Source organism: Mesorhizobium sp. CA16 (assembly GCF_020165175.1).
Lineage (GTDB): Bacteria > Pseudomonadota > Alphaproteobacteria > Rhizobiales > Rhizobiaceae > Mesorhizobium.
Genome location: NZ_JAIUHP010000001.1, coordinates 595,619 through 613,791 on the forward strand (window position 1 = coordinate 595,619; position 18,173 = coordinate 613,791).

Below are 18,173 nucleotides of genomic sequence, written 5' to 3' on the forward strand. Positions count from 1 at the left end.
CATCACGCTTTTGCTGGGATGGCGCTGGCGCTGGCGCTGTTCGTTGCCGGGCCGTCATCGGCGGCCTTCGCGCAGGACGCCCTGCAACCCTATCAGTTGGTGCGTTCGCTGCAGCTGATCCAGGATCGCATTGCCGGCGGCGACCATGCCGCGCTGCCGATGCAGGCAAAACTCCTCGAAATGATCGACGCCCGGATGCGCAATGCCGATGCCGAGGATTTCAAGGAGCCGAAGAACTTCCGCGCTCTGCTCGTCTACGGCATGAGCGGCGGCAACCCGGTGACGGTCGCGGCGGCGGCTTCGCGCGCGGTAACCGACCCGCAAAGCCTGGCCATCGCCAAAGGCGTCGTCGCCTATCTGAGCGGCCGGCCGGCCGAGGCGATCGAAATGCTGAAGCCGATCGATCCGATGGGCGTGCCCGCCGACCTCGGCGCCTTCCTGGCGCTGGTCAAGGGCTCGCTGCTTGCGACCGACGACCCTGCGGCAGCGCTGAACCTGCTCGACGAGGCGCGCCTGCTCAGCCCCGGCACGCTGGTCGAGGAGGCAGCGCTTCGCCGCTCCGTGGGCATGGCGGCCGCGCGGGGCGATGCCGCCCGTTTCGCGCTGGCCTCGACCCAGTATGTCGCGTCCTACCTCTATTCGCCTTACGCCAGCCAGTTCGCCGATGCCTTTGTTTCCGGCGTCATTACGCTGCACATGGCGATCAGCCAGGACAAGATCGCCGACATCACCTCGATGATGGATCCCGAGCGCGAGAAAGTGATCTACCTGCGCATCGCACGCCGTGCCGCGATCGACGGGATGACCGAGCTCTCGGCTTTCGCCTCGGCGAAGGCCGAGCTGGGCCGCAACGGCAACGGCAGCCGGGATGACCCGCGCACTCAGCTCTATTCGAGCCTTTCCATCATGACATCGGCCAATGTCGATGAAGTGCGCGCCAAGCTCGGCAAGATCGATCGCGGCAAGCTTTCGCAAAGCGACCGCGACCTGCTCGACGCCGCGCAGGCCGTGGCGGGCGAAGTGATGGCGCCGGTGAAAGCGCCCGCAAATTCCGAAGCCGCACCGACAATCGTTGCAAGAGGCGACAGAGGGAAATCCGCGACCGAGGCCGCAGCCGACCCGGCCAATGCCGACTTGCCTCCCGTGGAAGGAGCGGTGCCCGAACAGGCAGCGGTCGCGGTGAGCGATCCGCCGGTCGCGCCGAGCGACCAGGAGAAAGACACGCCGCCCGCCGCTTCGCCGCCCCCTGTCCCGCAGCCCGCGCAAACGTCGGCTGAAACCCCGGCGGCCGCTCCAGCTCCGACCGGCGCCGCGCCGGTGGTTAAGGCATCCGCACCGGCGACGCCCGATATGCAAGACCCGATCGATGCGGCGGTCACCAGCACGCGGCGTCAGCTCGACCAGATCGACCAACTCCTCGGAGCAGCCCCAAAATGACCAGCGTCAATCAGACCTTGCCGGGCTTTGCTTCGACCCAGTCCCAGTCCCGGCAGCACACTGCCGGCGACAAAGATGGGGATCAGAATTTCGGCAAGATGGTGCATGGGACCGAGAGCCCACAGGACAAGCACACGGCCGGACCGGTGATACCGAACGCGCATCCGGAAAGGCGCTTGCCGGCCAATGTCGGCAGGCATGAGCCGGACCAGGGGCCACACGGGAAAACCGGTTCGCAGAAGGCGACGGGAAAGTCCGCGAAGACCGACGGGCAATCCTCATCCGCGAAGCGGACCGCGGATAAGAATACCGCGGCGCAAGCCGACGATCCCGCGCCGCTGCAGGACCGCTTGCCGTTGCTGATGGCGCTGGGCGACATGAAGCATTTCGCGCAAACGTCGGGCGCGGGCGGCGGTGACGGTGAAGAAGCCACCGGCGACCACGGATCGCTGGAACTGCGGCTGCGCGCCGGCACGCGCACGGCGATCGACAGTTCCGCCGAGCCGCTGTCGCGATCCACCCGTTCGACGGCAGCGGACGATTCCGGGCCCGATTTTGGGCAAAAGCCGGTGAAGGCGCAAATGGCTTTCGATTTGCCGGGCCGGCGTGATGCCGATGCCTTGCCGGCGCAAGGGGATGATCCGGCGGCTGGTAGCCCGTTGCCGCCGCAAGGCTGGCGGCCGGCTTCCGCATCCAAGGCTCCGCTGCAATCGCAGTCGGCCGCGCAGCAGACTCCGGGCAAGCCGTCTTCTTCCGCCGGACGCATGGAAGTCGTCAGCCAGCAGAGCTTCCCGGCGCCGGCGCAAAACCCGATCGGCCAGACGGCATCGGCGCTGGTTGAAGGGCTTGCCTCCGACAATGGCGTCCAGCAAGCCTTTGCAAGCGCCTCGACGGGCTCCCAGACGACCAATTCTGTTGCCGTTCCGACACACGTGCTGAAGATCGAGCTGCACCCTTCGGAGCTCGGATCGGTTGTCGCCAGCCTGCGGCTCTCGGGGGAGCGACTTTCGATTGAGATGAAGCCCGAGACACACGAGGCATACCGCCGTCTCACCGCGGACAGCGACGCCGTCGTCAAGTCGATGCGCAGCCTCGGCTTCGACGTCGACAAGGTCACCATCCTGCAACCCTCGATAGCAGCGCATGCGGCCAGCCGCGCCGACGCAACCAGCGCCATGCCGATGTCGACAGGCCGTGACCAGCCTTCGTTCCAGCCTGGGAACTCGGGCGGCAACGGCGCGGGCGGCGGCCGGCAACCGGGAAGGAACAATGGCGATGGCGCACAGGAATTCGGTCGACCCGCTTCGCCTCTTCGCGAGCGTGCTGACGACGATATGTATATCTAGTTTCGCTGCCGGCGCGGCCAGCGCCGCAGCCAATCCCTGCGAGCCGGAGATCCTGCGCGCCGCCGATCGCTACGGGGTGCCCGCCGGAATCCTGTACGCCGTCGGCCTGACTGAGACCGGAAAGAAGGGCAGCCTTCAGCCTAATGCCTTGAATATAGAAGGAAAAGCTGTGTTTCCTCGCAGTCGCGGCGAAGCGCTCGCCGCATTCGAGAACGCGCGTCGCGAGGGCAAGACGCTGATCGATCTCGGCTGCATGCAGATCAACCATCGCTATCACGGCGCGCAGTTCCGCAGCGTCGAGGACATGCTCGACCCGCATCGCAATGTCGACTACGCGGCGCGCTTCCTGGTCAGCCTGCATGCCCGGCACATGACCTGGTCAATGGCCGTCGCCCGCTATCATGCCGGCCCCGACAACGACCCCGCGCAGAAGGTCTATGTCTGCCGCGTCATCGCCAACATGGTCGCCACCGGCTTCGGCAAATGGACGCCGAATGCCAGCACCTTCTGCAATCAGTAGTTGTTGTACGTGAGAGCCGGTCGACCTTCGCCAGCCTATCCGCCGGCGCCGATATTCGTCGGCCAACAGTTGGCGCGAATACACCAGCGCGACCGCTTTTATTACGGCTCCCAAAAAAACTCCCAAGAAAATAGCTACAAGAAATGATGGTTTTTCAGGATTCATCGAGCCGGGTACGCCTTTCCCCACGGGGCAAGTGAAATGATTCGGAGGGCGGGCCGATGATCGTGATCGTTGACGAGCGAGAGCTCGTGACAGAGGGCTACTCTTCACTTTTCGATCGCGAGGGGGTGGCCACTGCCGGCTTTGCGCCAGGCGAATTCGGCGAGTGGGTGAGTTCCGCTGCCGACACCGATCTCAGATCCGTCAGGGCCTTTCTCATCGGCGACTGCCGCGAAGGCGCGATATCGCCGCGCCAGATCCGCGACCGCACCGGCGCGCCGGTGATCGCGCTCAGCGAACATCACTCGCTCGAACACACGCTGCGGCTGTTCGAAAGCGGCGTCGACGATGTCGTCCGCAAGCCGGTGCATATCCGAGAGATTCTCGCCCGCATCACCGCCATCCGCCGCCGCGGCTCCGAAGAGGCCGCCTATACCGAGGTCGGGTCGATGCGGATCTTCATGGACGGCCGCGATCCGGAGATCAACGGCGAGCCGCTGCCGCTGCCGCGGCGCGAGCGGCGCATCCTGGAATATCTGGCCGGCAACCGCGGCCGGCGCGTGACCAAGACCCAGGTCTTCAACGCCATCTACGGCATCTTCGACGAGGAGGTCGAGGAGAACGTGGTTGAGAGTCACATCTCGAAGCTGCGCAAGAAGCTGCGCGAGAAGCTCGGTCACGATCCGATCGATTCCAAGAGGTTCCTCGGCTATCGGCTGGTGTTTTGATGGCCGCGCCAGGCCCATCCCGCGCCAGCCTCGCGCAAGACACGAGGCATAATTTTACGGCCTGCTACCCAGGCACTGCGGAGATCCATCGATGAGCCTCTACGGAATGATGCGGACCGGCGTTTCCGGCATGAACGCGCAGGCCAACCGCCTCTCCGCGGTGGCCGACAACATCGCCAACTCCGATACCACCGGCTACAAGCGCTCTTCGGCCGAGTTCTCGTCACTGATCATGCCCGGCACCGGCGGCGCCTATAATTCTGGTGGCGTGACCACCACGATCCGCTCGGCCGTCAGCACGCAAGGCGTCATGACCTACACCACCTCGGTGTCCGATCTTGCCGTCAACGGCGACGGCTTCTTCGTCGTCCAGGATGCCGGCGGCACGCCCTACCTCACTCGCGCCGGTTCCTTCGTTCCGGATGCGCAGGGCCGGCTGGTCAATGCCGCGGGCTACCAGCTCATGGCCTACGACTACGCCAATGGCGATCCGGCAGCGACCGCCAACGGCTTCGAGGGCCTAGTGCCGGTGCAGATCTCCGATCAGCAAATGACGGCGACGCCGAGCACCGAGGGCCTGTTTTCCGGCAACCTGCCCGCGGGCGCGACGCCGCCCTCCGGTCCGCTGCCGTCCAGTAACAGCGCGACCGCCGAATACACGTCGAAAACCTCGCTGGTCGCCTATGACAATCTCGGCAACAAGAAGCTGCTCGACGTCTATTTCACCAAGACCGGCACCGGAACATGGGAAGTCTCGGTCTTCGATCAGTCGAAGGCGACCCCCGGCACCTCCTTCCCCTATACCGGCGGTGCGCTGGGATCGGCCAACCTCACCTTCGACACCACTACCGGCAAGCTCACCGGCGCGACCACGGGCGTCTCCTTCACCGTTCCGGGCGGCCAGACCCTCAACCTCGATCTCTCCAAGCTGACCCAGCTCGGCACCGGCTTCACCGTCGCCGACGCCAAGGTCAACGGCAACGCCCCGAGCTCCATCCAGAAGGTTCAGATCGGCCAGGACGGCGTCATCTACGCTCAGTTCGCGGACGGCTCGACCAAGGCGCTTTACAAGATCCCGCTTGCCGATGTTCAGAGCCCCGACAACCTCACCGCGATGCCCGGCAACGTCTATGTGCAGAGCACCGACTCCGGCGCCGTCCACATCGGCTTTGCCAATGAGGGCAAGCTCGGCTCCATCGTCTCCGGGGCGCTCGAAAACTCCAACGTCGATATCGCCGAGGAACTGACCAACATGATTGCGGCGCAGCGCAGCTACACCGCCAATTCCAAGGTCTTCCAGACCGGCTCGGACCTGATGGACGTCCTCGTCAACTTGAAGAGATAAACGACGGGCGCCGCCCGTGAAAGATCAGCATGTCGCTTTCCTCCGCACTAAGCATTGCCCAATCGGCGCTCCTGGCCACGTCCAAGCAGACCAGCGTCGTATCGCGCAATGTGGCCGACGCGTCGAACCCTGACTATACCCGCCGCATCGCCGTGGTGACCAGCACGGCGCCGGGCGCCCGGGCGGTGGAAATCCAACGCGCCGCGAACGAGCTCCTGTTCCGCCAGAACCTTTCGGCGCTGTCGGCATGGAGCGGCCAGAGCGCGCTTTACAACGGCATGGATCAACTCGAACTGTCGGTCAACGGGGTCGACAACGCGTCGTCTCCCTCGACGGCCATCGCCAAGCTGCAACAATCTCTGCAGCTTTACGCCACGACGCCATCGAACCAGACCCTCGGCACCAGCGTCATCGATGCCGCCAAGCAGGTGGTGAATTCTCTCAACAGCGGCACCAAGGCGATCCAGGACTTCCGCACCCAGGCCGACAGCCAGATCGCCACCGCCGTCGACGACCTCAACTCCCTGCTCGGCCAGTTCCAGGACGCCAACAAGGCCGTCATCTCCGGCACGCGATCTGGCACCGACGTGTCCGACGCGCTCGATCAGCGCGACGCCCTCCTGAAGAAGATATCGGAATATGTCCCGGTATCGACCTTCACGCGCGGCGACAACGACATGGTCGTCACCACCAAGGACGGCACGACGCTGTTCGAGACCGTGCCGCGCTCGGTGACCTTCGCGCCATCGGCCGGCTATTCGGCCGGCACGCCCGGCAACACGGTCTACATCGACAATGTGCCGGTCTCGGCCGGCACTGGCGACAACGCGACCGCCGACGGCAAGCTTGCGGGCCTGCTGAAGCTGCGCGACGGCGTCGCCTCGACCATGCAGAGCCAGCTCGACGAGATCGCGCGCGGCCTTATCACCGCATTTGCCGAAACCGCGCCATCGCAGCCCAATGCGGCCGGCCTGTTCACATGGTCCGGCGCGCCGGCAATCCCGGCCGCCGGCACCCTGGTCGACGGCCTCGCCGGATCGATCGGCGTCAACGCCGCCTTCGATCCGAGCGCTGGCGGCAATCCCGCGCTGTTGCGCGACGGCGGCGCCAACGGCGCGGCCTATGTCGTCAACACCGGCAACGCATCCTATTCAGACCTTCTGATCAGCTATGGCAACAAGCTCGATCAGCCGATGGCCTTCGATGCCTCGGCCGGTATCGCCGTCAGCTCCGGCGTCTCCGACTACGCGGCCAATGCCATCGGCTGGTTCGAAGGCGTGCGCCAGCAGGCCTCGACGAATGCCGACAGCAAGCAGGCGCTGGCGGCGCGAACGGCCGAGGCGCTATCCAACGATACCGGGGTCAATGTCGACCAGGAGATGTCCCTGCTTCTCGACCTCGAGCACACCTATCAGGCCTCGGCGCATATGATGAAGACCGTGAGCGACATGCTGGACGCCCTGATGAGCGCGGTAGGATAATTCATGAAAGCGACAGCCGTTTCCTCAGCCGCCATCTCCAACGCCCTGCGTTATCAGCAAGCGAAAATGCAGGCCGACCTTGTGAAGGCGACGACGGAATCCACGACCGGCAAGGTCGCGGATGTCGGTCTGGCGCTGGGCGGGCGCACGACCCAGGCCGTCACCTTCCAGCGCGACCTTGACCGGCTGAACGGCATCGTCGATTCCAACGCGCTCGTCACCGCGCGACTGACATCGACCCAGGATTCGCTCGGCCAGATCGCCGGTGCCGCGCAGAGCTTCCTGTCGGCGCTGACCAGCGGCGTGTCGGGCGACTCCTCGACCAGCATCCTGCAGACCGCCGGCGCCTCGGCGCTGCAGCAGATGACGGGTATCCTCAACACCAGCGTCAACGGCGAATATCTGTTTGCCGGCACCAACACCGACGTCAAGCCGATCGACGATTTCAACGCCACGGGCTCGCCGGCCAAAGCCGCCTTCGATGCCGCCTTCTCGAGCTATTTCGGCTTTGTCCAGACCGCCCCGGCGGCGGCCAACATCACCGCTGCCCAGATGGACGACTTCATCACCACCAAGGTCGAGCCGCAATTCCTGGGCGCCGGCTGGCAGGCCAACTGGTCGAGCGCCACCGATGAGCAGATCACCAGCCGCATCTCGCTCAACGAAACCACCCAGACCTCCGTCAGCGCCAACGAACAGGGTATCCGCAAGCTCGCCATGGCGTCCGCCATGGTCAGCAGCCTGCTTACCGGCAGCATCAGCGAGGCCGCCCAGAACGCCGTCGTCAGCCGCGCGCAGGCGCTGGTCGGCGAAACCATCGGCGGCATTACGCAGGTGCGGGCCGAAACGGGCCTTGCCCAGCAGCGCGTATCCGACGCCAGCGACCGCATGAAAACCCAGGTCGACCTGTTCGAGAAGCATATCGTCGATCTCGAAGGCGTCGATCCCGCGGAAGCCGCTACCCGGGTCGCCGACCTGACGCAGCATATCGAGACCTCCTTCGCCTTGACCGCGCGTCTGCAGCAGCTCAGCCTGCTGAACTATCTGACTTGAATAAGTAAACCGGAACGCCAGAGCGCCGACGATGTATCAATTCTCCTACGCCGACATCCAGACCGACTCCGTCGCCGATGCCAAGGACCGGGAGCGGCAGCTGCTCACCCGTTCGATCGACATGCTGGCCGCGGCAGCAGCCGTTGGCACTGAGTCGATGGAAGCGGTCGAGGCGCTGCATTTCACCAACCGCATCTGGACCACATTCGTCGAGGATCTCGGCTCCAGCGACAACGCCCTGCCCAAGGAACTGCGCGCCAACCTGATCTCGATCGGCCTATGGCTGCTGCGCGAGACGGAAGACATCCGCCAGGGCCGCACCAACAATTTCGAAGGACTGATCGAGGTCTCCCAGATCATCCGAGACGGCATCCAATGACCAACACGCTGAAGATCTCGCTGAAGCCCAACGAGAAGATCTATATCAACGGCGCGGTGATCCGCGTCGACCGCAAGGTCACCATCGAGCTGATGAACGACGTGCAGTTCCTGCTCGAAAGCCACGTCCTCCAGGCCGATCAGGCCTCTACGCCGCTCAGGCAGCTTTATTTCATCGTGCAGATCATGCTGATCAACCCGCTCGGCGCCCCCGAGGCGCGCGAGATGTTCCGCCGCTCGCTGCCGATGCTGATCGCAAGCTTCGACAACCAGGACATCTGCAAGAGCCTGAAGCAGATCGACCGGATGGTCGGCGAGGATGAGATCTACGAGGCGCTGAAAGCGATCCGCGCGCTCTATCCGCTCGAGCGCAGGGTGCTCGAAGACGATGACGACATTTCCCAAACGCCGCGCGCACTGGCTGTAGGAGCATAAGATGGCCGTCGACATGACGACAACGATCCCGGTCGGCGCCAACCAGGCCAGCCAGAAGACTTCCAAGACGGCGGTTGACTACCAGTCGTTCCTGAAGCTCCTGATCGCCGAGATGAAGAACCAGGATCCGACCAAGCCGATGGATTCCACGCAATATGTCGCGCAGCTCGCCACCTTCTCCCAGGTCGAGCAGTCGGTGCAGACCAACACCAAGCTCGACCAGATCATGCAGTCCTCGGCATTGTCGCAGGCCGATGCGCTGATCGGCCGCTCGATCACCTCGGCCGACGGCAAGACAACCGGCACCGTGGCTTCGGTGACGCTCTCCAGCAGCGGCCTGATCGCCGTGCTGCAGGACGGCACCCAGGTTCCCGTCGGCGCGGGCGTGTCGATCAAGCCGGCCGCATAAGCAGGTCTCCCGAAAGTGGTTCCGGTTTCGGGCAAAGACATGCTTAAATCAAAACCAAAAACAGGTCGCGTGAACTGTTTTTCATGCGACCCGCTTTAGCGGGCTCGCGAGAGGTCAGCCATGAACGAGGCCGATGCCCTCGACATCGTCCAGTACGCCGTGTGGACGGTTCTTACCGCTTCCGCTCCCGTGGTGCTGGTGGCGATGGTGGTCGGCATCTGCATCGCGCTCATCCAGGCGCTGACCCAGATCCAGGAAATCACGCTGACCTTCGTGCCGAAGATCGTCGCCATCATGCTCGTGGTGGCGCTGACCGGCCCCTTCATCGGCGGCCAGATCTCGGCCTTCACCAACGTCATTTTCGAGCGCATCGAGCACGGCTTCTGACGCAAGGCGGCGAGCGTCGGGTGGCCTTTCGCCCCGACCCGGATGATCTCTTGCAGCGGCATCTGTAGCAGCTAGATTGTGAAGCGCGCCGGCATCGGCCGGTGCCCTTGTCCTAGGCCACTTTCAGGAAGCGATGCATCAGGCAGGAACGGCCCGCGGGCCATGTGCGCAATAGCCGGCGTCTGGCGAAAGCGCGATCCGATCGGCAGCGGCGATCGTCGCGACGTCGCGCGCATGATGCAGGCATTGGCGCATCGCGGCCCCGACGATCACGGCAACTGGAACGACGCCCGTCTGGCGCTCGGCCACCGCCGGCTGACCATCATCGACCCATCGCCCGCCGCGCGCGAGCCGATGCTGACCGCGTCCGGCGACGGTGTGCTGTGCTACAATGGCGAGGTCTATAATTTTCGCTCGTTGCGCAAGTCGCTGGAGGCGGAAGGCCTGACGTTCCGCACGGTGTCCGACACCGAGGTGGTGCTTCAGGCCCTGCATCACTGGGGCCCGCAAAAAGCGGTGCCGTTGTTCGACGGCATGTTCTCCTTCGCCTATTTCGATGCCAGCGCCGGCGCCTTGTGGCTTGCCAGGGACAGGCTGGGCATTAAACCGATGTCGGTCGCCGAGACCGGCGACCGCCTGCTGTTCGCCTCAGAGGACAAGGCGATCCTCGCCTGCCACGACTTTGCCCGCCGGATCGACACGCGCGAGCTGACTCTGCGGCTGGCCTGGCAGAGCCGCGATTCGAGCTACAGCGTCTTCGACGGCATCGAGCGGCTGCCGCCGGCCGGCCTCTGGAAGATCACGGCGGATGGCATCGAGAAGCGCCGCTTCTGGCATGTCCTCGACGTCCTGGAGACCGCGCGCATCGCCGGCGACAAGACATCCGACGCCGAACATATGGCGACGCTCCGGACACTGCTCGAGGAAAGTGTCGAGCTGCATTGCATCGCCGATACCAGCCTTGCCACTGCCTGCAGCGGCGGCGTCGATTCTGGCCTGATCACCGCGCTTGCCAAACGCTTCAGGCCTGAGATGCATGGTTACGTCGTCGACCCGAAGCTCGGCCGCAGCGAGGCCGAGGATGCCGAGCGGACCGGTCGGCATGTCGGCGCCAGCCTGCGCCGGGTGCCTTTGGACAAGGACCGGTTCCTCGAGCTCTGGCCGCGCGCGGTCTGGCACCTCGAAACCGACGGCTGGCATGCCAGCCACGCGGCGCTGCTGGCGCTTGCCGAGCAGTGCCGCGCCGACGGCGTCAAGGTGCTGCTGACCGGGGAGGGTTCCGACGAGCTTTTCGGCGGCTACAAATGGCAGGCATCGACGGTCAGGCTCTGGCGCCAGTCCTGGCTGCAGCGCCTGTTCCGGTCGAAGGCCGGGCGTGACCGCAAATTCGCTGAATTGCGCCGTGCCCCGTTCCGCAACTCGATCGGTCGCGGCTCGCAGACCGATCGCGCCATGGCGCTCAGAGCCCTGTCCCCCGAGCTGAACTTCCTGCAGACCAAGCTGTTCGACAGGTTGGACGGTGTCGCGCCGCCCGGCGATCGCGCTTTCCTGGCAAGCTGTTTTTACGACCTCTATTCGCACCTGCAGGACCTGCTGCACCGGCACGACCGGTTGAGCATGGCGGCGTCCGTCGAGCTCAGGGTGCCGTTCCTCGAGAACCGGCTGATCGACTTCGCCCTTCACCTGCCGCGCCGGCAGAAATATCGCGACGGGATCGGCAAGTGGCTGCTCAAGAAGGTCGCCGAACGCCATCTGCCGCGCGAGAACATTCGCGCCGCAAAGAACGGCTTCGAGATGGATGCCGCTTTTTCGGCTGGCACGCAGGGCCTGCTGCGCGGTGGCCTGCTGCGCGACGCGATGAAATGGTCTGCTTCCGAATTGGACGACCTGATCGACATGGCAAGCAGCCAGGAAACGTCGCGCCTGCGTCTCGTCGGCATGGAAATGCTGCTCAGGCTTTACATGAATGGCGAGACGGCAGGCGGCCTGACCGAGGCCCTGCATGCCGAGGCGAGAAACGCGACATAGCCAGAAGTTGGTCCAGACAGGCCAGATGCTTGGCTTAAAGCTTCGCCGACGCATTTTCGCCTTTGCCATCCTGTTGTTGGGTCGCACTCTTTGGCGAGTCGCCCGCCTGCGCGGGCGCGGCGAGCCTCTATAGCGGACGAAGGCGCAATCATGATCGACGACGAGCCGGAAAGCGAACGCGTCTCCGCGCTGGCGCCCTTCCGGCACGGCATCTTCCGCGCCGTCTGGTCGGCCAGCCTGGTGTCGAATTTCGGCGGCCTGATCCAGGGCGTGGGCGCCGCCTGGATGATGACCACGATCGCCACCTCGCCCTACCAGGTGGCGCTGGTCCAGGCCTCGACTACCTTGCCGATCATGCTGTTCGCGCTCGTTGCCGGCGCCATCGCCGACAGCTTCAACCGCCGCAAGGTGATGCTGGTGGCGCAGACCTTCATGCTGGTCGTCTCGGCGCTGCTGACCTTGTTCACCTGGCAAGGCTGGATGACGCCCTGGACGCTGCTTGCCTTCACCTTCCTGATCGACAGCGGCACGGCGCTGAACAGCCCGTCATGGCAGGCCTCGGTCGGCGACATGGTGCCGCGCGCCAAGGTGCCGGCGGCGGTCGCGCTCAATTCGCTGGGCTTCAACATCACCCGCAGTGTCGGCCCGGCCATCGGCGGCGTCATCGTCGCCGCCGCGGGTGCGGCGGCCGCCTTCGCCGCCAACGCCGTCAGCTATATCGGTCTGATCGTCGTGCTCGCCCGCTGGAAGCCGGCGCTGCCCGAGCAAACCCTGCCGCGCGAGTCGCTCGGCGCTGCGATGGGCGCCGGCCTGCGCTATGTCACCATGTCGCCCAACATCGCCAAGGTGCTGGTCCGAGGTTCGGCCTTCGGCTTCAGCGCCGGCGCGGTGCTGGCGCTTCTTCCCCTGGTGGCGCGCGATGTCGTCAAGGGCGATGCGCTGACCTACGGCATCATGCTCGGCGCCTTCGGCATCGGCGCGGTCGGCGGCGCGCTGATCAGCGTGCGGCTCAGGCAGCTGCTGTCCAGCGAGACGATGGTGCGCATGGCCTTTAGCGGCTTCGCGCTCTGCGCCCTCAACGCCGCCGTAAGCCACAATGCCTGGCAGACATCGGCGGGCCTGCTCATCGGCGGCGCCTGCTGGGTGATCGCGCTCTCGCATTTCAACGTCACGGTGCAGATGTCGACGCCGCGCTGGGTGGTCGGCCGCGTGCTGTCGATCTACCAGACGGCGACCTTCGGCGGCATCGCGCTGGGCAGTTGGATCTGGGGTGTCGTCGCCGACGCGCATGGCGCGGAGACCGCGTTGACCGCTGCGGCGGTCGCGATGCTCGCCGGCGGCGCCATCGGCTTCGTCCTGCCGCTGCCGCGGCAGACGGTGCTCAACCTCGATCCGCTCAACCGCTTCAAGGAACCGATGCTGGCGCTCGACCTCAAGCCGCGCAGCGGCCCGATCGCCATCATGATCGAGTACATCATCCGCGAGGAAGACGTGCCGGAATTCCTGGCGACCATGGCCGAGCGCGGCCGCATCCGCCGCCGTGACGGCGCCCGCAACTGGACCTTGGCCCGCGACCTCGAAAATCCGTCGGTGTGGATCGAGCACTACCACACGCCGACCTGGGTCGAGTATATCCGCCACAACCGGCGCGCCACCCATGCCGACGCCGTGGTCGGCGAACGCATCCGCGCGCTGCACAGCGGCGACAACCCACCGCGCGTGCGCCGCATGATCGAGCGTCCGACCACCGCTGGCACGACGCTCGTTTCACCGAAAGGCCCGATCGATCACTGATCGTACGTCGTGCGAAGCATGCTTCGGGCAAACGACATGCGCCGAAGGATCAAGGATCAGCCGGCGCTCTGGATCATGTAGAGCTTGCGCGTGGTCTCGTGGATGCGCCACTCGCCCTTCCATCCCTGCGGCAGGACGAGGAGGTCTCCCGGCCCCAGCTCACGCATCTGGCCATCGGCGCGGCTCACCGCGACGCGGCCGGAGATGATGTGGCAGATCTCCGACGAGTTCGTGCGGTCGGCGGTGAAGCGGCCAGGAGTGCATTCCCAGATGCCGATATCGACGCTCCCGTCCGGCGACTGGAAGAAGGATCGCGCGGCCTCCAGCTGACCCCCTTCGATCGAGGTCGGTTTCGGTGAAAAGGCGCCGATGTCGGCCTTGGCGAGGTCGTGGAAAGTCGAAAGATCGATCAAGCGGGTCTCCATGATCAATGACCGGTGAGGCTGTCCGCCAAGGCGGCAAGCTTCGAGGTATGCGCAAGCCCGGCGGCCTCGCGGTTATCAGCGATGCGGTAGAGCTGGTACATCGAATGGACACCCAGCCAGCGGAACGGCTCCGGCTCCCAGGGCCGTACCTTGCGGTTGACCCAGGGCAGCCGCGTCAGCTCGGTATCCTGGGCGAGCACGAGGTCGGTCAGCGTGCGCCCCGACAGGTTGGAGCTCGACACGCCGAGCCCGACATAGCCGCCGGCCCAGCCGATCCGCGTCGCGGGATCAAGGCCGACTGTGGTGCACCAGTCGCGCGGCACGCCGAGCACGCCGCACCAGGCGTGGTCGATGCGGCACCCAGCCGTCTGCGGCAGGAGCGTCGTCAGGATCGTGTGCAGCTGTTCGATCGTCGCCTGCTGCGTCTGGCCGTTGACGTCGGTGCGCGACCCGTAGCGGTAAGGCACGCCGCGGCCGCCCATGGTGATGCGCCCCTCGCGCGTGCGCTGAGCATAGCAGTAGGCATGCGCGGCATTGCCGAGCAGCTCGTGCCCCTCCCAGCCGATCTTGCGCCAGAGCTCTTCCGGCAGCGGTTCTGTGACGATCTGCGCGCTGTTGAGCGCGAGCCAAGTCCGCTCCTCGCCAGGGATGCCGGCCGTGAACCCTTCGGTGGCGCGGATGATGGTTTCCGCCCGCACCGTGCCGCGATCCGTAGTCACGACGCCCTTCGCAATGGCGGTAACCGGCGTCTTCTCGTAGATCGAAACGCCTAGACGCTCGACCGCCGCCGCGAGCCCACGCACGAGCTTGGCCGGCTGCACCCGCGCCTGGCCGTGAATGACGAAGCCGCCGAGCACATTCCGGATGTTGATGCGCGCCCGCGTCGCCTCGGCGTCGAGCAGCTCGATGCGTTCGGGATCGGCATCCCAGGAGCGGATCGTCTCGCATTCCTCGCGCACGCGCTCCAGCTGCGCCGGATTGGTGGCGACCGTCAGATTGTCGACGCGGCGGATATCGGCATCGATGCCTTCCTCCGTCGCGACCCGGATCACCTCGTCGACGCAGCCGGCCATCGCCTTCTGCATGGTGGTGACGCCTTGCCGTGTCGAGGTCTTCAGATACTTCTCGCGCGACCAGCCGAAGCCGCCCGACAGCCAGCCGCCATTGCGTCCCGAGGCGCCGAAGCCGGCAAACTCGCGTTCGATGAGCACGATGCGCAGCGATGGCTTCGCCTTCTTCAGATAGTAGGCGGTCCACAGCCCCGTATAGCCGGCGCCGACGATCGCCACATCCGCCTCGATGTCGCCGGGCAAAGGCGCGCGTGGCGCGGGGATGTGACCCAGATCCGCATACCAGAACGAAATGTCGCCGTTGCGCTTGACTTGCATGGGATGGTTTCCGCCAAAGCAATTCGAGGAAAAGTGTGAAACGGTTTCCGTCCGGAATTGCGTTTAAACAAAGATGATCAGGTAAGCGTGGTGTCGGCCGTGCTATCGTCGGGCAGGAGTTTCGCATCCGCGCCGTCGAAGCACAGCTCGACCTTCTCGCCGAGCCCGAAACTTTCGCCGGCGAGCGGCGAACGCACGATCGCGGTCGAGCCGTCGCCAAGCTTCACCTCATATTTCGACCCCGAACCGAGGTAGATCGCCTCGGCGATCGTTCCCGACAGCCGGTTCGTGCCGGCGGCATCCTGGCCCGGCCGGCGGATGGCAAGCTTTTCCGGCCGCAGCAGCATCACCGGACGGGCTTCGCCCGCGAGGCGACGCTGCGCGCTGACCGTCTCGCCGGCGATGGTCAGCGCCGTGCTTGTGCCGTCGCTCTTAACCCCACCGCGCAGCACGGTGGAATCGCCGATGAAGCGACCAACGAACAAAGTCGCCGGCTCGTCATAGAGCTGGCGGCCAGTGCCGACCTGCTCGATCCGCCCGCGGTTGAACACGGCGATCCGGTCCGACAGCACCAGCGCCTCCTCCTGGTCGTGCGTGACATAGACGAAGGTGGTGCCGAGCTCGCGATGGATGCGCTTGATCTCGAGCTGCAGCCATTCGCGCAGTTTCTTGTCGAGCGCGCCGAGCGGCTCGTCCATCAGAAGCAGCGGCGGATCGAAGACGATGGCGCGGGCCAGCGCCACGCGCTGCTGCTGCCCGCCCGACAGCTCACTCGGATAGCGATGCGCGAAGTCGCCCATCTTGACCATGTCGAGCGCTCTTGCGACGCGCTTCTTGCGCTCGTCCTGCTTGATGCCGCGCAATGTCAGCGGGTAGGCGACGTTGCGGCCGACGGTCATATGCGGGAACAGCGCATAGTGCTGGAAGACGACGCCGATATTGCGCTTGTGCGCGGGCACGCCGACGACGCTCTTTCCCCCGACCAAAAGCTTGCCGCTGGTCACGTCGGTAAAGCCGGCAATCACGTTGAGCGTCGTCGTCTTGCCCGAGCCGCTCGGTCCGAGCAGCGTCATGAACTCGCCGGGCTCGATCCTGAGCGAGACGCCGTCCAGCGCCTTGAAGGAGCCATAGGCCTTGCTGATCGTATCGAGGTCGATCGCGGCGCCGCGATTTTCCGCTCTCGGGTTCATAGGCGTCCCTTCCGCTCGCGGCCAAGGAGGAGCATGCCGCCGCCGATCAGGATCGTGGTGGCGAACAAAAGGATGGTGCCGACGGCCGCGACCGTCGGATCGGCGTCGCGCGTGATCGAGGAAAATATCTGCACCGGCAATGTCTTGAGATAGGGATTGGTGATGAACAGCGACACCACGATCTCGTCGAAGGAAGTGGCGAAGGCGAACAGCAGGCCCGACAGGATGCCGGGCAGGATCAGCGGCAGCGTCACCGTGCGGAACGTGGTCAGCGCGCCGGCGCCGAGGCTTGCCGCCGCCGTTTCCAGCCGCCGGTCGAACACTTCGAGATTGGCCGAGACCGCGATCAGCACGAAGGGCAGCGCAAGGATGGTATGCGCCAGCACGAAGCCCGTCAGCGTGCCGACGAGCTGCGCGTCGAGATAGACGGCATAGATGCCGATGGCCAGAACGACGCCCGGCACGACCATCGGCGTCAGCATCAGCATGCGCAAGAGATTGGCCGGCCGCGGCTTCATCCGGTCGAGGCCGAAGGCGGCCAGCGTGCCGAGCACCGTCGCCAGCACCGCCACCAGCGAAGCGACCTTGAGCGAGTTGAGGAAGCTGGTCGACCATTCCGGATTGGTGGCGAAGTTCTGGTACCACTGCCAGGAAAAGCCCTGCGGCGGAAAGGCAAGCGACTTGTTCTCGTTGAACGACATCGGCACGACGACCAGCGTCGGCGCCACCAGCCAGATCGCCACGAGCAGGCAGACGAGACCGAGGATGAGGCGGGTGAGCGGCTTCATCTCCATCAGCGTCGCCCCGCTTCCCGGTGCCTGGACCGCATCACCGGGGCCGCCAGCGCCAGCAAGACGAAGGTCGCGACCAGGAGCACCACGCCCATGGCGCCGCCGCGTCCCCATTGCAGAAGGCTCAGCACCTGTGTCTGCACCAGGGTCGACAGCATGGTGGAGCGCGGTCCGCCGAGCAGCGCCGGCGTGATATAGAAACCCAGCGCCAGGATGAAGACGATGATGGCGCCGGCATAGACGCCCGGCAGCGACAGCGGCAGGTAGACCGTGAAGAAGGCGCGCGACGGCCGCGCGCCCAGGCTTCGCGCCGCTTGCACCAGCCTGAGGTCGATGCCCTTCATCACCGAATAGAGCGGCAGGATCATGAAGGGCAGCAGCACCTGCGCCATGCCGATCACCACGCCGGTCTGGGTGCGGATCAGCCGGACCCCGTCGAAGCCGGCTGATCTCAGCAGCGAATTGATGACGCCGGAATCCTGCAGCAGGATCACCCAGGAGAGCGTGCGCACCACGCCGCTCACCCAGAACGGGATCAAGACGCAAAGCACCAAGACGAGCCGCACGCGCGGCCCGACCGCGGTCATCAGATAGGCGTAAGGATAAGCGCAGGCCACACAGACCACGGTCACCCAGGCCGAAATGGTAAAGGTGCGCTGGAGCACCGTCAGGTTGACGGGCGCGCCGAAGAACCAGGCGTAGTTCTGCATGCCCCATTGCGGCTCAGACAGGCTGCGTAGCACGATGGTCAGCAGCGGGTAGCCGATCACGGCCACCAACAGGAACAGCGCCGGCAGCGTGAGCGCGTAAGGCCGCCACGCCCAGCCCGCCCGTTGCGGGGCGGAGGGGGTCGTCGGTTCGAGCGCGCTCACGGAG

18 protein-coding genes are annotated in these 18,173 nt (G+C 65.4%); 13 read left to right on the plus strand and 5 right to left on the minus strand.

Translation table 11 applies throughout. The features are described from left to right. The first annotated feature begins 18 nt into the window (after window positions 1-18). The 13 genes from LB525_RS02945 (at window position 19) to LB525_RS03005 (ending at window position 13,503) form a co-directional block, all read left to right on the plus strand. Window positions 19-1,437, plus strand: coding sequence for a chemotaxis protein MotC (locus tag LB525_RS02945; RefSeq protein ID WP_411970998.1), 1,419 nt, complete (start codon window positions 19-21; stop codon window positions 1,435-1,437). Then, the gene (locus LB525_RS02950) at window positions 1,434-2,783 is read left to right on the plus strand and encodes a flagellar hook-length control protein FliK (RefSeq protein WP_224543336.1); all 1,350 of its coding nucleotides are present in this window, start codon (window positions 1,434-1,436) and stop codon (window positions 2,781-2,783) included. Before LB525_RS02945 ends, LB525_RS02950 begins: the two co-directional genes overlap by 4 nt. Continuing rightward, the gene (locus LB525_RS02955; protein WP_224524331.1) at window positions 2,713-3,303 is read left to right on the plus strand and encodes a transglycosylase SLT domain-containing protein; all 591 of its coding nucleotides are present in this window, start codon (window positions 2,713-2,715) and stop codon (window positions 3,301-3,303) included. Before LB525_RS02950 ends, LB525_RS02955 begins: the two co-directional genes overlap by 71 nt. Before the next feature lie 221 nt (window positions 3,304-3,524). After that, complete coding sequence (locus tag LB525_RS02960; RefSeq protein WP_095766367.1) at window positions 3,525-4,193, plus strand: response regulator transcription factor; 669 nt, start codon at window positions 3,525-3,527, stop codon at window positions 4,191-4,193. 91 nt (window positions 4,194-4,284) lie between these two features. Beyond that, window positions 4,285-5,538, plus strand: coding sequence for a flagellar hook protein FlgE (locus LB525_RS02965; RefSeq protein ID WP_224543337.1), 1,254 nt, complete (start codon window positions 4,285-4,287; stop codon window positions 5,536-5,538). A gap of 29 nt (window positions 5,539-5,567) precedes the next feature. Beyond that, window positions 5,568-7,019 carry a flagellar hook-associated protein FlgK gene (gene flgK / locus LB525_RS02970; protein WP_095766365.1) on the plus strand — a complete coding sequence of 484 codons (1,452 nt, stop codon included), beginning with the start codon at window positions 5,568-5,570 and terminating at the stop codon, window positions 7,017-7,019. 3 nt (window positions 7,020-7,022) lie between these two features. Beyond that, window positions 7,023-8,072: a flagellar hook-associated family protein gene (locus LB525_RS02975; protein ID WP_224543338.1), complete on the plus strand. Its 1,050-nt coding sequence runs from the start codon at window positions 7,023-7,025 to the stop codon at window positions 8,070-8,072. A 31-nt stretch (window positions 8,073-8,103) separates the two neighbouring features. Then, window positions 8,104-8,451, plus strand: a complete 348-nt coding sequence (gene flaF / locus LB525_RS02980) for a flagellar biosynthesis regulator FlaF (protein ID WP_040989989.1) — start codon at window positions 8,104-8,106, stop codon at window positions 8,449-8,451. Continuing rightward, window positions 8,448-8,885 carry a flagellar biosynthesis repressor FlbT gene (flbT, locus tag LB525_RS02985; RefSeq protein WP_095766363.1) on the plus strand — a complete coding sequence of 146 codons (438 nt, stop codon included), beginning with the start codon at window positions 8,448-8,450 and terminating at the stop codon, window positions 8,883-8,885. The genes flaF and flbT overlap by 4 nt, the downstream gene beginning before the upstream one ends. Before the next feature lies 1 nt (window position 8,886). Further along, window positions 8,887-9,294 (plus strand): flagellar hook assembly protein FlgD, encoded by a 408-nt coding sequence (gene flgD, locus LB525_RS02990; protein ID WP_140632323.1) that lies wholly within the window; start codon window positions 8,887-8,889, stop codon window positions 9,292-9,294. A gap of 120 nt (window positions 9,295-9,414) precedes the next feature. Then, window positions 9,415-9,681, plus strand: coding sequence for a flagellar biosynthesis protein FliQ (gene fliQ / locus LB525_RS02995; RefSeq protein ID WP_224543340.1), 267 nt, complete (start codon window positions 9,415-9,417; stop codon window positions 9,679-9,681). Window positions 9,682-9,843: 162 nt separating this feature from the next. After that, window positions 9,844-11,709, plus strand: a complete 1,866-nt coding sequence (gene asnB, locus LB525_RS03000; protein WP_224543341.1) for an asparagine synthase (glutamine-hydrolyzing) — start codon at window positions 9,844-9,846, stop codon at window positions 11,707-11,709. A gap of 150 nt (window positions 11,710-11,859) precedes the next feature. Then, window positions 11,860-13,503 carry an MFS transporter gene (locus LB525_RS03005; protein ID WP_224543342.1) on the plus strand — a complete coding sequence of 548 codons (1,644 nt, stop codon included), beginning with the start codon at window positions 11,860-11,862 and terminating at the stop codon, window positions 13,501-13,503. Between the two features lie 56 nt (window positions 13,504-13,559). On the opposite strand, the gene LB525_RS03010 is transcribed toward LB525_RS03005, so the two are convergent. The 5 genes from LB525_RS03010 to LB525_RS03030 all read right to left on the minus strand — a co-directional run bounded on the left by LB525_RS03010 (window position 13,560) and on the right by LB525_RS03030 (window position 18,169). Further along, complete coding sequence (locus tag LB525_RS03010) at window positions 13,560-13,928, minus strand: cupin domain-containing protein (protein ID WP_224543343.1); 369 nt, start codon at window positions 13,926-13,928, stop codon at window positions 13,560-13,562. A gap of 2 nt (window positions 13,929-13,930) precedes the next feature. Next, window positions 13,931-15,316, minus strand: a complete 1,386-nt coding sequence (locus LB525_RS03015) for an NAD(P)/FAD-dependent oxidoreductase (RefSeq protein ID WP_224543345.1) — start codon at window positions 15,314-15,316, stop codon at window positions 13,931-13,933. A gap of 77 nt (window positions 15,317-15,393) precedes the next feature. Further along, window positions 15,394-16,506, minus strand: coding sequence for an ABC transporter ATP-binding protein (locus LB525_RS03020; RefSeq protein ID WP_224543347.1), 1,113 nt, complete (start codon window positions 16,504-16,506; stop codon window positions 15,394-15,396). Further along, window positions 16,503-17,300 (minus strand): ABC transporter permease, encoded by a 798-nt coding sequence (locus LB525_RS03025; RefSeq protein ID WP_224543349.1) that lies wholly within the window; start codon window positions 17,298-17,300, stop codon window positions 16,503-16,505. The genes LB525_RS03020 and LB525_RS03025 overlap by 4 nt, the downstream gene beginning before the upstream one ends. After that, complete coding sequence (locus LB525_RS03030) at window positions 17,300-18,169, minus strand: ABC transporter permease (protein WP_224543350.1); 870 nt, start codon at window positions 18,167-18,169, stop codon at window positions 17,300-17,302. The genes LB525_RS03025 and LB525_RS03030 overlap by 1 nt, the downstream gene beginning before the upstream one ends. Between the last annotated feature and the right edge of the window lie 4 nt (window positions 18,170-18,173).